This window comes from Citrobacter amalonaticus, from assembly GCF_002918555.1.
GTDB lineage: Bacteria > Pseudomonadota > Gammaproteobacteria > Enterobacterales > Enterobacteriaceae > Citrobacter_C > Citrobacter_C amalonaticus_A.
In genome coordinates, this window is sequence record NZ_PQMB01000001.1 from 258,531 (window position 1) to 276,316 (window position 17,786).

The 17,786-nt window shown below is 44.5% G+C and carries 15 protein-coding genes; 5 read left to right on the plus strand and 10 right to left on the minus strand.

The genetic code is table 11. From position 1 onward, the window contains the following. Position 1: 1 nt before the first annotated feature. A complete protein-coding gene (locus C3432_RS01295) occupies positions 2-640 on the minus strand; it encodes an RpiB/LacA/LacB family sugar-phosphate isomerase (RefSeq protein WP_103774899.1) in 639 nt (212 codons plus the stop codon). A gap of 251 nt (positions 641-891) precedes the next feature. Between C3432_RS01295 and yecR the strand changes: the two genes are divergently transcribed. Together yecR and ftnA are read left to right on the plus strand one after the other, a co-directional pair. Next, positions 892-1,227, plus strand: coding sequence for a YecR family lipoprotein (gene yecR / locus C3432_RS01300; protein ID WP_103774900.1), 336 nt, complete (start codon positions 892-894; stop codon positions 1,225-1,227). Between the two features lie 175 nt (positions 1,228-1,402). After that, positions 1,403-1,900 (plus strand): non-heme ferritin, encoded by a 498-nt coding sequence (ftnA, locus tag C3432_RS01305; RefSeq protein ID WP_103774901.1) that lies wholly within the window; start codon positions 1,403-1,405, stop codon positions 1,898-1,900. A gap of 33 nt (positions 1,901-1,933) precedes the next feature. Here the strand turns inward: ftnA and C3432_RS01310 are convergent, their stop codons facing one another. Continuing rightward, positions 1,934-2,173, minus strand: coding sequence for a YecH family metal-binding protein (locus C3432_RS01310; RefSeq protein ID WP_103774902.1), 240 nt, complete (start codon positions 2,171-2,173; stop codon positions 1,934-1,936). Positions 2,174-2,377: 204 nt separating this feature from the next. On the opposite strand from C3432_RS01310, the gene tyrP reads away from it, so the two are divergent. Next, positions 2,378-3,589 carry a tyrosine transporter TyrP gene (gene tyrP / locus C3432_RS01315; RefSeq protein ID WP_103774903.1) on the plus strand — a complete coding sequence of 404 codons (1,212 nt, stop codon included), beginning with the start codon at positions 2,378-2,380 and terminating at the stop codon, positions 3,587-3,589. Between the two features lie 31 nt (positions 3,590-3,620). Here the strand turns inward: tyrP and C3432_RS01320 are convergent, their stop codons facing one another. The 8 genes from C3432_RS01320 to C3432_RS01355 form a co-directional block, all read right to left on the minus strand. Beyond that, positions 3,621-4,286, minus strand: coding sequence for a YecA/YgfB family protein (locus C3432_RS01320; RefSeq protein ID WP_103774904.1), 666 nt, complete (start codon positions 4,284-4,286; stop codon positions 3,621-3,623). Positions 4,287-4,719: 433 nt separating this feature from the next. Beyond that, on the minus strand, positions 4,720-5,901 hold the full coding sequence (locus C3432_RS01325) for a restriction endonuclease (protein ID WP_103774905.1): 1,182 nt from the start codon (positions 5,899-5,901) through the stop codon (positions 4,720-4,722). Positions 5,902-6,004: 103 nt separating this feature from the next. Beyond that, positions 6,005-7,132 carry a PD-(D/E)XK nuclease family protein gene (locus tag C3432_RS01330; protein WP_101827225.1) on the minus strand — a complete coding sequence of 376 codons (1,128 nt, stop codon included), beginning with the start codon at positions 7,130-7,132 and terminating at the stop codon, positions 6,005-6,007. A 103-nt stretch (positions 7,133-7,235) separates the two neighbouring features. Then, positions 7,236-7,727, minus strand: a complete 492-nt coding sequence (locus C3432_RS01335; protein ID WP_071698775.1) for a hypothetical protein — start codon at positions 7,725-7,727, stop codon at positions 7,236-7,238. A 41-nt stretch (positions 7,728-7,768) separates the two neighbouring features. Further along, entirely contained in the window at positions 7,769-8,524 is a 756-nt protein-coding gene (locus C3432_RS01340; protein ID WP_103774906.1) for a M48 family metallopeptidase, read from the minus strand. Continuing rightward, positions 8,521-11,805, minus strand: a complete 3,285-nt coding sequence (locus C3432_RS01345) for a type I restriction endonuclease subunit R (RefSeq protein ID WP_103774907.1) — start codon at positions 11,803-11,805, stop codon at positions 8,521-8,523. The genes C3432_RS01340 and C3432_RS01345 overlap by 4 nt, the downstream gene beginning before the upstream one ends. Positions 11,806-11,826: 21 nt before the next feature. After that, the gene (locus C3432_RS01350) at positions 11,827-13,065 is read right to left on the minus strand and encodes a restriction endonuclease subunit S (RefSeq protein ID WP_103774908.1); all 1,239 of its coding nucleotides are present in this window, start codon (positions 13,063-13,065) and stop codon (positions 11,827-11,829) included. After that, positions 13,055-14,578, minus strand: a complete 1,524-nt coding sequence (locus tag C3432_RS01355; protein ID WP_103774909.1) for a type I restriction-modification system subunit M — start codon at positions 14,576-14,578, stop codon at positions 13,055-13,057. Before C3432_RS01355 ends, C3432_RS01350 begins: the two co-directional genes overlap by 11 nt. A 306-nt stretch (positions 14,579-14,884) precedes the next feature. On the opposite strand from C3432_RS01355, the gene C3432_RS01360 reads away from it, so the two are divergent. After that, the gene (locus tag C3432_RS01360) at positions 14,885-16,117 is read left to right on the plus strand and encodes a hypothetical protein (protein ID WP_308457663.1); all 1,233 of its coding nucleotides are present in this window, start codon (positions 14,885-14,887) and stop codon (positions 16,115-16,117) included. A gap of 499 nt (positions 16,118-16,616) precedes the next feature. Next, entirely contained in the window at positions 16,617-17,747 is a 1,131-nt protein-coding gene (locus C3432_RS01365) for a hypothetical protein (protein ID WP_103774911.1), read from the plus strand. Positions 17,748-17,786 lie beyond the last annotated feature (39 nt).

Here is a 17,786-nt window from a genome sequence, read left to right on the forward strand (position 1 = left end):
ATTAAGCGAGGATTTCGCGTACAAACGCTTCAATCTCTTTGTTCTGGCAGTTTTCAAAGAAGCACTGCTGGAAGCGCGGACCAGAAACTGCGGTTTTCACGAGCTCCGGATCGATCGCACGCAGCGTATCCAGATAGTTCTCTTTCACCACAGCGGCTTTCACCTGATTGAGGATCCCGGCGTTACGTACCTGCGGCTCTTTACGCTCTGGCGGATAACCTTCACCATTACGGCCGGTAAACGCTTTTTCAAAAATGAAGCGGACGTTCAGCTCTGCCCCCCAGCCAAAACCTTTCGCAAACGGCAGCGACAGCGCGTTACCGTTGTTGATCTGGGCGAACAGGAAGGCATCAGCAGGATCAATGCAGTAACCGCACACCACGCCAGGGTGAATGTTCAGCGACATCAGCGCACCCTGCCCGGTACCGCAGCCGGTCACAACAAAATCAACCGCTTTGGAATTCAGCAAAATGCTGGCCATGATGCCAAGATGAATATACGTCAGGTGGTGGTCATTCTCGTCGCTCATCCCAACGTTGAAAACCGGGAATCCTTTTTCATCAGCGACCGCTTTTAGCTCATTATGAATGATGGCGTTTTTGCTGGCCTGGCTGTTTTCCATCATCAGTGCAATTTTCATTCTATATTCTCCTGAATGCGATGCGGGTACTCCCGCCGTGAGTCAATGACGTTCAGGTAACATTACTACTTAACAAACATACTTTCAAATTAATTGAAAAATGGTTTTAAAAAATTGAGATAGCTTCACACTTTTACCGAATGGCCACGCGTCGTTGTGATTAATCAGCGTGGATCTGTAACCTATTCAGGCTATTGAGTATCTGCTACATCCATTAAGATAATCCATCACCGAACTTGCAGAGCGATATCATGAAGACCTTATTCCTTACCCTCTCACTGATGCTCCTGACAGGATGCAGCGTCACGCGGCAGGCTCAGGTTAGCGACGTCGACACCGCGAATGGGGTTGTCCGTCTCAGTTATGGCCAGGCTATATTGCAAAACGCGCATACGGACGGCTATCTCGCCCAGGGCACCGCAAATCGTGAATGTCAGCAGCAGGGCTATGCCACAGCCATCAGATTCGGTCAGCCAGTCGAGACCTGCAGCGTTTTCGCGGGTTCACTATGCCTGAACACTAATATCACGATTTCTTACCAATGCCAGGGTGTGGCGGTCGTGCAAAGCGCTTCCTACTCTTATTAATTCTCCAGGCCAGCTATTACGACTGGCCTGAAATTCACGACAATAGCGTTAATGCGTTTTATTCCCATTCGTATTTTTAATAATTAAATTTATTATTTTACCTTTTGCAAATAATTAAATAACAAATTATAGTGGCGCCACAACAACATATCACCAACGTTCGTGGAGCAGAACCATGCTGAAAACAGAAATGATTGATAAATTGAATGAGCAAATGAATCTGGAATTATATTCTTCTCTGCTCTACCAACAGATGAGCGCGTGGTGCAGCTATCATAGTTTTGAAGGGGCGGCAGCATTCCTGCGCCGTCACGCACAGGAAGAGATGACGCACATGCAGCGCCTGTTCGATTATCTGACCGACACGGGCAGTCTGCCACGCATTAATAACGTTGCCTCTCCATTTGCAGAATATGATTCTCTGGATGCGTTATTCCGTGAAACCTATAAACACGAGCAGTTAATTACCCAGAAAATTAACGAACTGGCCCACGCAGCAATGACCAGCCAGGATTATCCAACCTTTAATTTCCTGCAGTGGTATGTTGCGGAACAGCACGAAGAAGAGAAATTATTTAAATCTGTCATTGATAAATTAACGCTGGCAGGGAAAAGCGGTGAAGGTCTGTACTTCATCGATAAAGAGCTGTCGACTCTTGATACGCAAAATTAATTTCAAACGGTGAGGCTTGCCCTCACCGTTTTCTTAATGACGGCAGATCTTGCTTTCATGTGTAGAAAATCCGTCATCCTGCGCAATAAACTTCCCTTTTGCCGCCAGAAAAGCCACCAGCTCTCCGGCTGTCATATCCGACGCCGAGCAGGTATGAAAACGCGTCTCTTCACCAAAGCGCGCTTTAATCGCCGCCTCCAGGCTGGCCTTAGAATACTTTTCGCCAGACTCAATCATCATCTTCAGTACGTTATGACCGTGGACAGATTCCATCGTTCCTCCTCAATAAAGTTCATAGCCTAATGCGAAGAGGTGAACGCTGCTTTGCGCTAACGCAGGTAACTGCTATACCTCACCTTCACTAAACTCGTAAAGATAAATATACAAGCATTGTAACGGTCATTTGACGAAAATAGCGTAATGCCTTAACCTGCGCCGCAGATATAACCTTTGAATATCTCTGGGGCAGTAGAAAGCGTGAAAAACAGAACTCTGGGAAGTGTTTTTATCGTGGCGGGAACCACTATTGGCGCAGGTATGCTGGCAATGCCGCTTGCTGCCGCCGGTGTCGGATTTAGCGTTACGTTAACGTTGCTGATTGGGCTGTGGGGGTTGATGTGCTATACCGCACTGCTGCTTCTGGAAGTGTATCAACACGTTCCGGCGGATACCGGACTGGGCACACTGGCAAGACGTTATCTTGGACGATACGGGCAGTGGGCGACCGGCTTTAGCATGATGTTTTTGATGTACGCCCTGACGGCTGCCTACATCAGCGGCGCTGGCGAGCTACTCGCCTCCAGCATCAGTGACTGGACCGGCACAAACATGTCACCCACAATGGGGGTTCTGCTGTTCACTATTGTTGCCGGCGGCGTGGTTTGCACAGGAACTTCGCTGGTCGATCTCTTTAACCGCTTTTTGTTCAGTGCAAAAATCATTTTTCTGGTGGTTATGCTGGCATTGCTAATGCCACACATTCACAAAGTTAATCTGCTCACCCTTCCGCTGCAACAAGGGCTGGCGCTTTCCGCGATCCCAGTGATTTTTACCTCTTTTGGTTTTCACGGCAGCGTTCCCAGCATCGTCAGCTATATGAGTGGTGATATTCGCAAGCTGCGCCGGGTATTCATCACTGGCAGCGCGATCCCCCTGGTGGCCTATATTTTCTGGCAGTTGGCAACGCTTGGCAGCATCAACTCAACGACCTTTATGGGACTTCTGGCCAACCATGCCGGATTAAACGGTCTGCTACAGGCGCTGCGGGAAGTTGTCGCCTCGCCGCACGTGGAGCTGGCCGTGCATCTGTTTGCCGATCTGGCACTGGCAACATCATTTCTCGGTGTTGCGCTGGGACTTTTTGATTACCTGGCAGATCTTTTCCAGCGCCGCAATACGGCCTCGGGACGTCTGCAAACCGGCGCAATTACCTTTCTGCCTCCGCTGACCTTCGCCCTCTTCTATCCGCGCGGTTTTGTGATGGCATTAGGTTATGCAGGCGTCGCGCTGGCGGTTCTGGCGCTGCTTATTCCTTCGCTGCTGGCCTGGCAAAGCCGTAAACACAACCCGCAGAGTGCGTATCGTGTCGTGGGCGGCGCTCCGGCATTAGCGCTGGTATTCCTGTGCGGGATTGTGGTGATCGGCGTTCAATTCTTTATTGCCGCCGGACTGCTGCCCGAAGTGGGTTAAAAAGAACAAAGGGGCTTAACGCCCCTTTCTTTTAGTGCAGGCAGCACTGCTTAAATTTCTTACCGCTTCCGCACGGGCAGGGATCGTTACGTCCGACCTTCACGTCGGCTTTTACCGGCATTTGTACCGGTGTCTCCTGCGGATGCGCCATCCAGTAAGCATGTAAATCCAGCGCCGCAAGACGAATTGCCTCCACGCTCTGTTCAAACTCTTCCGGAGACAGTTTTTCAACGATCTCAAAGTTTTCTTCAGTGCCGTGCAGAGCGATGACATCCAGCGCTGGCCGTAGCGTATCCGGCAGCGCGGACCAGTCAGAAAGCGCCACGCCGCGCATGTAGCCAAAACACCACTCTTCGACGATGGTCAGTTCATGTCCATCGATATCACGCAACCCAAACAACGGTTCAAACTGTTCAGGAAAATCATTGAGCCGGTCGGCGGTGTCGGCCATATGCTGAAACGCAAGGTTCATAAAGCGCGTCATCTCCTTCTCAGAAGACCAGCGAGGAACGTGCTGCGCCCCACCCCAAACGGCCACCAGCCACTGCTCTGGCTCAATTTCACGCGGAGAACTCAGTACCGCTGTCAGCAGCCCATCCAGCTCCGACACATCCAGAATTGCATGATCGGTGTTGTACTTGGTCAGCACATCATCCAGCCATTCCAGTTCGCTTTCGTTTAACGGTCCCGTTTTCATTTCGCTCTTCCTCAGTGAACACCCACTATCGTTGACCATCTTACATGGTGAATGGGGTGACGGATACTTCCGGGGGGATGAGCAGTTCACAAAACCACTCAATTGAAATATCAGAAATAACAGGCACAAAAAAACCACCCGTAGGTGGTTTCACGACACTGCTTATTGCTTTGATTATTCTTGTCTTTCCCATGGTACCCGGAGCGGGACTTGAACCCGCACAGCGCGAACGCCGAGGGATTTTAAATTCTACGCAGGATCAATGAGTTACATAGCAGTGCATTGCGAAACTTTGCTGTAATTGTTTACTCATTTTACTGTAATTGGCAGTAAATAGATAGACTTGGATAACTTTGAGGACAGAATCTGCACAGGTAAGTCCCCCTCTCACGGAGGCCTACCTGTCCTTTGCTATATCTATATGGCTGCAAAGTTACGAGTTTGACTGGAAATCTTCAATTATCTTCTGATTGTAATCATCCAGATACTTTTGCAGTTCATCCCTGTCGATCAAACGTACCAAGGCTGATTCAGCTAATTCTTTGGCAGAGCGTGTGAAGTAGGAATTAGTCACTACCATCGCCTCATCACAACCATAGAACGTTTTAGCCGAGATCACCTGCTGCACCGCCGAGTTACCTACAGAACCAGAATAATTTTTCGCCTGAATAACCATATCCTTACCAAATCGAGTGACGAAAAGATCTGCACCCTGATCTTGCGTTCTCTTGGTTTCTTTGACGTCATAACCCATAGTCTGGAATATTTCCACAAGGAAATCTTCGAACTGGAAACCATCCATTGCATCAACTAAATACATGGTGACGAATTTATTAGGGTTAAAATGCTCAAGGCGTGTAGCTAATCTATCAACCAGAATATCAAAATAAATACGTTCGCACACTGCCAAGTATTTTTTAACTTCCTCAAATAAAACCAAAGGGACACCAGGCGTGGCCTCTGCTTTTTCATTGAATTCTACTGATGAGAACTCTATATTATTACTCCATATATAGAATAGAAATAATGAAAGATCTGCCCGAAAAGTGGTGCCCGCTTCCTCAATCCATGACTTCAAGGATTCAGTAAGTGTAGATTTAATATGCCGTTTAACTTCCTTAGCGAAACCATAATAAAGAGCGTTAAATGACGTGGTAAGGAGTAATTTATCTAATAGCTCAGGTAACTCCTCAAGCTCATTGAACCCTTTTCTGACCAACACCTCACGGAAAAGTTGTAATTCGGAGTATGTGCCATTATCTGTTGAGAAATCTGCTTCAGATTTATTATTATGTGAGAATCTGGAAGTGTAAATGAAGTTAGTAAAATATGGATCTTTTAAATTGGAGTATTTTTCGAGAACATTTTCAAGCAATTGATTAAGCTGAGTTTGTTCTTTCTTTTTCCCAAATAGATCTTTAAGAACACCCTTTGAACGATACTGAAATTCGGGATAAAACGATGGATTCAATGGTGTCATACGTTGTATATCTATTGCTTGTGAGGTCGATGATGCTGAACCCCATGCAGACGTTTTTACAGGCGAAACTCCACTACACCATGGACAATTAATCTCAAAAGTCGTTCTACTGCAAGTATCACACTGATAAATCATTTGAATATTCTCCTTTTATTCCAATATCTGTCTATTCGGCGCTTCAATTACCAGCCTAATAATCCACAATTTAAAAAAATCGTCATCACTCAGTCATATTACTTTATGTTCTTATTTTTGAGTCCATCCACTTAGTCATATCCTTAAGAAGAACCAGTGCATCTTTTTTGCTTCTCGTATTCCCCCAAAAACTCAGTTCAAGCACTTTCCCCTTCCCAGTAATTGATACTTCATAGTCCTCAGGGCTAGCTGTTGGAATGAAATCTCCAGCACTTAAAGCAACTCTTATTTCTTCTTTTAGTGCATTAACTTCAGGGTAATCATCTGAATGTATCCATCCATATACGTAGAACTCAGCTTCATCTCGTCCATCCTCTGAAGGGCGATAAACTAACGTAATTCCTGTTTTACCTTGCCCCCAGCATCCCGGCATCAGATGAATTGCTTTATAGTAACCCTTCCAGTTATTAATACCTGTTGCAATATGAATATCAGGCAATACCTCTGAGACAACCGATTTAGCTTCCTCGGTGATAGCATTTTGGTACATTTCCAGCAGTTGAACCGATTTTATCAAAGCTGAGAAATTTTCAGTGACAAACTCCACATTTTTATCAGATACCTTATCCATACTAACCTCACTCAATTTTTTAAGATGACTTAAAAACTCCTGATAAAAAACAGTCCACTTGCTGAACTCTTGATTCATCATCTCCAACCCCAGACGTCGAATGGCGGTTTCCAGCAGCAGTGAATAATTGATCAGTTGCCAACCGTCTACGCCTTTAGCACTGTTACCGTCAGGCTTTAATATACAGCGAAATAGATTTTGATTGTTGCCGCCGTAACTATCAATGAGACTTACATAGCTGGGAAAAGGATTATATGTATCAGCCAAAACTTTATGCTCAATACCTATGATGAATTCATCATGTCTGATAAGAATATCAAGATATTTCCCATCCTCTGTTCTGGCCTCTCTCATTAATTCCAGAGAGGTGAAATCAATTTCATCAACATCGAGGGAATCATCCAGGCAACATAACAATGCTTTTAGCAACCATGGCGGCACCATTTTCTGGGCTCCCATAAACAAAGCCATCAAATCCGTTGTTGGGTTTTCGAGATATCCGGAACCTCCCAATTCAAAAAAATTGAATTCAACATCATCCTCAACCGAGATGCCTTTCAGTTGTTCAATAAATTCGATAGCCAACGCTTCAGAATGCAATTCAACCTCCCTTTAACAATCATGTTTACTATGCCATTTGTTTGATATTTTAGTTATTGAAAACTGTCACTGTTAATCAATATCCATGCAGAAAACTCAAACATTATTCATTAATCCTCTTGCGGGCAATATCTATCTCTATCGCCATTTTAATTTCATCTTTCTGGGATTCTATAATCCTGATATCTTTTTCCATACTTTCAATTAAAGCATTAAGTGTTTTTCTTTTTTCAGGGTCACTTTCATATTTTAACTTTACCTCCGGCTCAATCATTTTCATTCTTATTGCATGAATTTGTTCGTTAAGAGGTTTTGTTTTTTCATTTATGATTCTGTTTTTCTCATTGAACCAGTGCATGCCTTCATTAAAACGTTCCAGCCCGACATTTGTATCATTGAGCACCCTGGCTACAACATTTGATACTTCTCCTGATTTACTCTTTCTTTTACCGAGAAGTTTCATTAATAATCCAGAAACAACAATCACCGGAATAGCCACATAAGTTAAATAGACACCAACATAGCTGACAGTTAGTAATGTCAGGACATAAAGAATCAGAGTGGTATAAAAAACATACTTCGATAGCGAATACATAACTTCCCCGGTTAGTTTCTAAATGAAAATCAGCCCCAAAATCACATATCCGCCAACAACATCCCAGCCATACCATCCAGTCGCTTCTTAACCTTTTCCCAGCCCGGCATAACCTGCCCCATCAGACGGTAAAACTCCTCGCTGTGGTTGTGCTCAGCCACATGGCATAACTCATGCAACAAGACATAATCGATGCATTCTGAGGACGCTTTCACCAACCACGGATTTAAGGTCAGACAGCCTTTTGCAGAACAGTTACCCCATTGCGTTTGCATCGCCCGCAAACGTATCGGCGGACGCTCATTAACCCAAAGGGTCTGCGGTATCAGTAAATCTAGCCTGCGCTGAAAGACATCTCTGGCACGATCCCGATACCATTCAGCCAGCAATGCTTTAACTTTTTCAGCCGATTTGTGTCTGACAGTCACTTCCAGACGCCCACGCAACATTTTCACTTGTTGCGGTACATTAGCGTCTTCTGTCACTTTCAACTGATATTGTTTACCGAGATAATAATGACTTTCTCCGCTGACATACTGACGCGGAACAATGTGCGTCTGTTGCTCCCTGAAATCACGCAGTTGCTGATATATCCAGCGCCCTCGTTTTTTCAGCGCAGACAACACCTCGCGCTCAGGTGTTTCTGGTGGTACAGAGGCAACAACACGACAGTCCGGATGCACCTTGATGAGCACCCTGCCCTTAACGACCTGACGCGAAACACACTGTACGACGATGACCTCATCACCATAGACAATGCGTATTGCTTTCATTGCTGGCGACTCTTTTTCACTCATGATTTCATTAAACCAACGCGCAGTATCTGGATGATAGTTTCCACAATACGGTTTACCTGGTTCATTCCGGCACCTATTTCCCGGCAGGCCGTAAACAGCAGCGGTAAGAGATTTGTCTTGACTGCTTTCTCGATATCCTGAGGGTTCAGGGAGTTTTCTTCCACTGCTTTCACGATGATACTGTCCAATTCAAAAGCCAGCTTCGTCCACTTCTCCTGCACCTGAATGTCGTTAATCGCAAAAACCTCCGGTAGCTCTTTTTTAAATACACCGTAATACGCCTGAGCATGCTTGTTTACCGCCAGTGCATCCGGGATATCGCTGAGCTTACGGGCTTCAACTTTTTCTTCAAACTCACGGAATAAGAGATACTGTTTCAGTGGGTGGTCGAATAGTTTTTCGGCCTCTTCGATAGCAATACGCAGGAGTTTTGAAAAAGCCTCCTGAGCATACGGGTCATCACGCAACTCCTGCTCAATCATCTTCGTCACACGGGTTTTAATGATGTCGGTTTCATTGCGGGTTTTATTGTTGTCCCACTCTTCGGGCTTTTCGCTCTTGCCCATTTTACCGACTTCATACACACCATCCGGTTCACGAACCTCAACGCCGGTGACATGCTTATCCAGCAGTTTTTTCACCTGCTCAGCGTAGTCGTCATAATTGACCTGCTCTCCACTTACCTGCATCGCCCACTGGCGAAGGCTGGACATCTGTTTTACGGTTTCTTTATAGAGATTTCGGTCTTGTTCCGTAAAACTCTTGTCGGTGAAGAAGGTGGCGGACTGTAGTGCTATTTTCAGACACCCGGCAAAGGCCGTTAACGCCTCGAAGAAATCATCACGGGTTTTCTGATGGATATCGACCATCTCTCCGTCACGTTCTTCCATTTTTGGCACCAGTACTGCACGTAATTGCTCAGTATCATTCTTGTTTTTGACACCGGCAAATATGGCCCACAGCTGGGTATACAGATGCGGCAGCCGCTTGTATTCAGAACTCATCGCGCTGTACAGCCCGTCAATATCCTTGATGTCGTATCCTCCCTGCGTTCGGGAGGCGAGATCCTGATATTTACCGATCGTCGTGTCCAGTTCAGCAAGAATGCCGCGATAATCAATCAGCAGGCCAAACTTTTTCAGTGGATGCAGTCGGTTTACCCGGGCAATCGCCTGGATAAGATTATGGGATTTAAGCGGTTTGTCGATATACAGCACGGTATTTTTCGGTTCATCAAACCCGGTGAGCAGTTTATCGACGACAATCAGCAATTTAAGTTTATCATCGGTATCGAAACGACTGATGATATTGCGGGTATACACAGACTCCTCCTGCGTGCCGACATTATCCTTCCACCATTTCGTCACTTCCGGCAGTTTGCTTTCATCCACCTCGGTATTCCCTTCGCGGGTATCCGGCGGGCTGATAACTACAGCTGACTCAAACAACCCAGCTTCATCAAGATACTTTTTATATTTGATGGCGGAGATTTTGCTGTCGCAGGCAAGTTGCCCTTTCAGCCCCTCATCAATATTTTTCGAGAAGTGTGTGGCAATATCGAGTGCGATAAGTCGGATGCGGTCATCTGCACTGTAGACCTCACCTTTACGGGCATATTTACGTTTAAGGTCGGCTTTTTGCGCTTCGCTTAATCCATCGGTAATACGGTCAAACCAGGCATCTATTGCCCGATCGTTAACCTCAAGGTCAGGAATACGTTCTTCATACAGCAAAGGTGTAACGGCTTTATCTTCTACCGCTCGCTGCATGGTATAAGCGTGGACAATCGGCCCGAATTTATTGGTGGTCTTATCTTCTTTTAGCAATGGCGTACCAGTAAATGCCACAAAGGCGGCGTTCGGCAGTGCCAGTTTCATTCGCACATGGTTCTCACCACCCTGGCTACGGTGTCCTTCATCAATCAGTACGATGATATCGGGGCTGGTATTGACGCATTCAGGCAATTTTGTCGCTGAGTTAAATTTCTGGATAAGGGTAAAGATTATACGTTCTTTACCAGAGCCAATCTGCTGTGCCAGTTTCTGACCTGAGGTCGCCATCGCTTTGGCCTTATCATCCTTCCCGGCCAGTTCGCCACCTGAGGCAAAAGTGCCGCTGAGCTGCCCTTCAAGGTCCACACGGTCCGTCACCACCACAATACGACACTGCTTCAGGCTGTCATGAAGAATCAGCGCCTTGCTGAGGAACACCATGGTATACGATTTACCTGACCCCGTGGTATGCCAGATCACCCCACCTTCCCTGCCCCCATCCGGCCTACGAGTACTGATGCGTTCCAGCAGTCTTTTAATGCCGAACACCTGCTGATAGCGAGCGACTATCTTCCCGGTCTTTTTATCAAACAGGGTGAAGAAGCGGGTCATTTCCAGCAGACGTTCCGGCGACAGCAGGCTGATAAGCAGTTTATCCTGCCCGCTGACGGCCAGTTCACCAGCGGCGATTAACTGCTGATACCAGTTGAGATCGCCTGCCGGGCGATGCTCAAACAACGCATCAATTTGTTCAGTCGATAAATGACGGTTACGCAGAGCATACATCTGCGCGTCAGTAATATCTTCTTCACGCCATGCCGCCCAGAATTTCATTGGCGTATGGCAGGTACCGTAACGCCCGTCATGCCCGTTAATCGACAGCAATAACTGGCTGTAGGCAAACAACTGCGGGATTTCATCGTTGAGCTGGTTGCGGATACTCTGGGATATCCCTTCGTCAATGGTTGGCCCTTTCTTACCGTGACCTGCAGGGCTTTTCGCTTCAATGACAGCCAGCGGAATACCATTAACAAAACAGACAATATCCGGTCTGCGGGTTTCGACACCGCCTGATCGCAATACCGTAAACTCTTCAGTAAAATGGAACTGGTTATTTCCCGGGTGTTCCCAGTCAATCAGCGCAATGGTAGGGTTCACCTTCTTGCCATCGACAAACTCGGTGACGGCAATACCGTAGAGCAGATGGTTGTACATCCGCTCATTGGCTTTCAGCAACCCTTCATTCAGTGCCGGTGAACAGACCTGTGATATCAGGTTATCCAGCGCTTTTCCCGATAACTGGCAGACTTTACCACCCGCCATAAAGGAACGCTTCGACAACTCCTCACGGAGAACCGGACGCAGTATTACCTCATCCTGTTTATAGCCCCGGTAATCCATAATCTGTTTCGGGGGTATAAACGTCCAACCTAGGCTGGACAGTAGCGTCAGCGCCGGGATTTTGGCGCTGTATTCTTCCTGGAATTTTGGCGTGTACGTCTGGTTCATTGGCTTTCCTTGTCCTTCACATTAAGCGCTAACAGATTCTTTTTCTTCCACTTTTACTGGCACGGAGACACGACGTTTGCCGGTCAGCAACTGCTGCATCAGGGCTTTTTTCTCGTCTTTCAGGCAGGCGAGTTTTTTCTCCAGCGTAGAGATTTCGGCGTCAGCAGCGGACAAGACGGCGGCGATCTTTTGTTGTTCTTCAAAGCCAGGAACCGGAACTTTTAATGAAAAAAAGTCCGAAGGTTTTACATTTAACAAGCCATGAGCCCGACCACCTTCATGAGCGATTTGAGACAAACTGTTATTCAAAAGGCCTGACTCAAAATAATGCTCCCAATAGTCACCGAATGATTCTTTGGGTGTAGAAAGTTCAAAACATATATACAGAGTTGTTACTACTCCCTCTGGGTATCGATTTAATCGTTTTATTGCGCCCATCGGATAACCATTAGAGTAACTTTTATTATATGCAAACTGTCCTTTTTTTAATAAGAAATACCCATCAAGGGTATCTGATGCCACTGTTTTCTTGAAAAAATCCTCCTGCTTAATCAAACCATGTTGTCCAGAAATGGTTACAACATTAGTGCTCTTTCCATTGTTTTTGGTCGTAACTCTCTGAAATAATTTCGATAAGGCATACAATCCCCAAATTTCAGAAAACCTTGTACCATTATCATCCAGCAAGCGTTTCTTCCCGGTAAGCAATTGCTGCATCAGAGCTTTTTTCTGCTGCTGACTGTTGGCAAGAAACTTTTCCGTCACCGAAATCGCCTTATCCCAGGTTGATAGGATTTGGGCTATTTTCTTTTGTTCAGCAACAGGCGGGGTAAGCACAAATTGATTATCAATGTCTTTTTTTTGAACATGTAATAATGTTGATTTGAAACCATGAGCCTGCGCTTCAATTTTTTGAGTTATATGCAATAAAGCTAAATACAGCCAGTGTCCATGAACATTTTCATTTGCAAATACCTTGTAGATATGCTGATTCAAAACACCTTTTGGCCCATTCCAAATGAAAGGACCGAAGGATACACCTTTTGTACCTGCCCAGGAAAATAGTAACTGCCCTGGTTCAACCAACCATTTATCCTGAGGAACACCTGAAAAATAGTTATAATTATCGCTTCCATTCAAATTTTGAATTCGAATGATAGGGAGACCTTGTGTATCCCACTCATGTGGCTTGAAACTATTACCATTTTGTAACTTACAAATATCTGACACTTGGAGAAGCGTCCACCCCTTAGGCACCATAACCCAACTCCTTCAGATAACCCGCCATCTCCGTTTCCAGATTCGCCAGTTCCACCTTCAGTTGCTCACGTTCAGCACGCACGGCCAGTAAATCAATCTCGTCTTCTTCCTCGAAAGTATCAACATAACGTGGAATATTAAGGTTGTAATCGTTGTCCTGAATTTCCTTCAGGCTCGCAAGATAGGCGTATTTCTCGACGTTATCGCCATCGCGATAGGTGTTAACGATCTTCTGGATATTTTCTGCGCTGAGCTGGTTCTGGTTTTTGCCCGCCTTAAATTCACGGCTGGCGTCGATAAACAGCACCTTGTCATCCACTTTCTGTTTTTTGAAAATCAGAATCGCAGCAGGAATACCTGTACCGTAGAACAGTTTTTCCGGCAGGCCAATGACGGCATCCAGCAGATTTTCATCAACCAGCTTCTGGCGAATTTTACCTTCGCTGGAACCACGGAACAGCACACCGTGTGGCACCACCACGCCCATCCGACCCGTTCCCGGTTTAAGGGTTTCGATCATATGCGAGATAAAGGCGTAATCTCCTTTAGTCTTCGGCGGTACACCGCGACGAAAACGGCCAAACTTATCGTTCTCGGCCTCGTCATGGCCCCACTTATCGAGGCTAAACGGTGGGTTAGCGGTCACGATATCAAACAGCATCAGGTCGCCATTTTTATCGAGCAGCTTCGGGTTACGAATGGTATCACCCCACTCGATTTTATGGTTGTCTTCCCCGTGCAGGAACATATTCATTTTCGCCAGCGACCACGTGGAGCCAATCGCTTCCTGACCGAACAAAGCATAGTTACGGCTGTCATGCCCGGAGACAATCTTACGCCCACACTTCATTAACAACGAGCCAGAACCACAGGCAGGGTCACAGATGGTGTCACCCGGTTGCGGATCAAGTAGTTCAGCAATCAGGTCCGAGACCTCCGGAGGGGTATAGAACTCACCGGCCTTCTGTCCACCGCTGGCAGCAAAGTTTTTGATCAGATATTCATAGGCATTACCAATGACGTCCAGCGTACCGACACGGCTCGGCTTCAGGTTGAGATCTTCACCGGCAAAGTCTTCCAGCAGCTGACGCAGGATGGTGTTCTTCTGTTTTTCTTCACCCAGACGGTCAGTGTTAAACGAAATATCCTGGAACACACTTTTCCCAGCATCTTTCAGTTTGGTGCCGTTGGCTTCTTCGATTGCATGCAGCGCCTGATCGATACGCTCACCGTTACCCGGCTCATGACGGCGCTCATAAAGTGCGTAAAAACTGGCGCTTTTCGGCAACACGAAGCGCTCATTCGCCATCATGGCTTCAATCAGCTCCGGCGCATCACCATACTGTTCTTTATAATCATCATAGTGATCCTGCCAGACATCTGAAATGTACTTGAGGAACAGCATGGTAAGGATAAAGTCTTTATAGGTATCAGCACTGATGGTGCCACGGAACGTATCACACGCGGCCCACAGGGCTTTGTTGATCGTGTCCTGACTGATTTTGTCGTTCATGAATCATCCTGGTCTAAAGAAAAAGCTAGCGATGCAGGGCTTTGCATCTTAAAAATTGCGGTAAATGATACCGTAAGATGCCTCCCCTGACACGCCAATATCGCAGCATTCACGTTTGCATCATCCCCGTAATATCGACATGAGACAGACTGACACAACCTGGCTCGTCACTCGCTAAAAACCAATTATCTTAGTAAGATAGCATCCATATTAGCCATGGTGTAAAACTGCCGTTGGGGTAATGATGATCCATATATCACCCGTTCTGGTGTGTGAAGCTGACATGATCCATAATCGGCAACGTTGATGCCCTTTGATTGTAATGGTGGCCGTCAATGTGATTCCCTTGTTGACTGGAGGTCTCCGGATAGTATGAGTATTGCTAATTGCGTTATCGGCCCACTTTACGATGAGCAAATAAAAAAAACACTCATGTATGCTGACCATAAATTCAAGCGGCTAGTGAATACACGAATCTCGTTACTCGAACATTTATCACCCCACTATGACTTATCTTCCATGTTCAGCTATGAGTTGGAGGGAAGAGTTTTCCGGATTAAATTGATCAAGCCTGAGATTAAATTATCTCGCCAGCAGTTAATCTTCTCCTCACATTTTTTAGAGCCGGACTTTCTAAAAGAATATAAAAAACACATCTCAAACACCCTACAAAAAACAATTAAACAGTGCATTAAAAAATACAAACAAAAGATCAAAGTCGAGCATTCCATTTTAGATTACATATCAGCATCGCCACGCAATACTTCGAGTTATGTATTACATGAGATAGTTTCTCAATGTGAACATTGCGATGAAATTCGCAGTATTAAAAATGATATATTGCTTGATGAACTAACGTTGAATAGCCGGATTACAAACATCTCTAGATACATTAAAAATAGCCAAGACAAAATCGTCGAACATATAGAGTTCTGCACTCATAAATTTGTCAATATAAGCCGTAAGAATCGTCACATTTTCAACAGCACCACAATCTCTGGCAGAAAACCTAACATCACTGGTGTTTTACTTTGCCTTTCAGAATTGATAAGCAACCTGAATATTTACCCGACTGAAATCAATAATATAAGCAATGCCATAATATTAAGCATTGTATACTTTGTACTTCAACATCTTCAATCCGGAAGAGAAACAGAAAAAACCATAACCTCTCCAGCACTGGATTTTATCCCCACCATCATCGCACCTCATGTTTTCTATCTGGCAAAACGCGAGAAATCCTCTCAATATAAATACATTGAGAAAGAGTATCTCCTCGGCCAGTTACTCATATTTTTGATGTATAAAACAGTTTACTACTCGATTCATAACATCAGGGTAAGCCATAAGCACTTCTATAACGATATAAAACCAAAATTAATGGCATTAAAAAAAGAAAGCTTATTAAGCACCAATTTCATGAAAAATCGAAGTGAGATTAGAGGTGAAGTCTTTGGTGATGTTGGTAGTATTGAGGCTGATTTGAGGGAAGTCAGCACATTGATTCATCGGCGGAAGGCATTATTTATTTCCTTTTAACTTTAAAACGATAAAATACAAATTAGAGACTGAATAAATTTCAGCCTCTCATATAGTTAATGAGTTTCAACTTTAACATGTGAGAAATCATTCAATCTGGGCCTTGTGGACATTAATCCTCCTGGCAACATACGACTTCAAGTTTCAGCCTTGTATAGGCATCATCAATAATACAGGATTGTGTGCTGCTCGCATGTATCATTCTGTTATTAATACCGCTCATCAGGGATAACTCGTATTGAATTTAAAAACCATCAAATCTCAAATTGTTCATATTTTGACCATAAAAATTAATCGGTTATTATTCGCAAATAATGATTATAACACATTGATTTTAAACACCTATAATCATTCCAACTACAGATAACTAGCTTTTATTTATGGTATATGTCCAGGCAGAATCAAGCTTGCGCCCTCTGCCACTCACGATTTAGGATTTCCTCGCTAACACAGTATGTTTCGTTATCAACCCATGTATTAATTCAAATGAGGATAAACAATGTTCGAGAAAATGAAAAACAATATAACCCGTGCACCAGGGAATTTAACCATACTTCATCAGTACCAAAAAGACATTGATCACCTGTCTAAATTATATTCTGAACAGTCATTACTAGATCTAATGACGATTACCGATCCCAATCAAACATTGCAAATGAAACCTGCTGTAGACATTCTCCATGTACTATCACCATCAGCAGCTACCGCTAACCATATTAATTTCTTTCAGCACATTCCTGTGTTAAAAAAATGGTTAAAAAAGGAATGTGCTGATTTTTATCTACTGGCTGTATATTTCTATGCACGGCAATCCCGTAAAAATGTCATTCCGAAAAAAATCTGTAGACAACTGGATGCATTTATTGAAACTGAACTTTCATCTACGGTTAATGGTAATAATAATGCCGAACTCCTTTCTTGTTTTCTAAACACGCTGGATAAAATGTGCAATACTTTAACATTTATAGACCCCGCAGTTACGGAACAATCAGGTCAAGTAGCAATGCTTGATTTCAGCGCAAAAATATGTACATACACTGCAGAAATCAGAACTTTTTTGAAGTCTGAATACTGGCTAAACAAACTACCTAAGGATATTAACATTCCAGCCATTGATCTATCCTGGCTTGTGTTTTGCTATTTTTGCAGTGAATATCTCTTTGTATTTATCCAAACGACTATCAATAAAATGAAAGCCGAGAAGATCATTCAGGAGGATTACCTCTATCATCCTAAAATGATTGCATTGGTCATTTTATCTATGCTGCCTTATGAAGTCATTCATAACGATGGATCACTGAATAAGTTTAAAACGCCTTTAACCAGCCCTGATGAGTTCATAATCAAATCAATTTGCATTAAAGATAAGCAAAACACTACGGGGCATAAAAAAGATATCGAACAATTGCTTCGTAAGACATATATCTACATTGCATTACTCTTAAACCCTGAGTGGGCACCATCTTCCAAGGAGTTGATTTCCTTTTTATCAGGAAAGTCCACAGTGATAAGTGGTTCACTGAACTTCCAGTCAACGTCCAGTGGTCTGGGTGTTCAAACTAATAATATAACTCTTCTTAAGAATGAGGTTTATTTCGAAAAAATAACGAGTAAAGTCGTGAAGTCGTAATTCATTAATATTATGGCAGCATGGCATCGTGTTGCCATT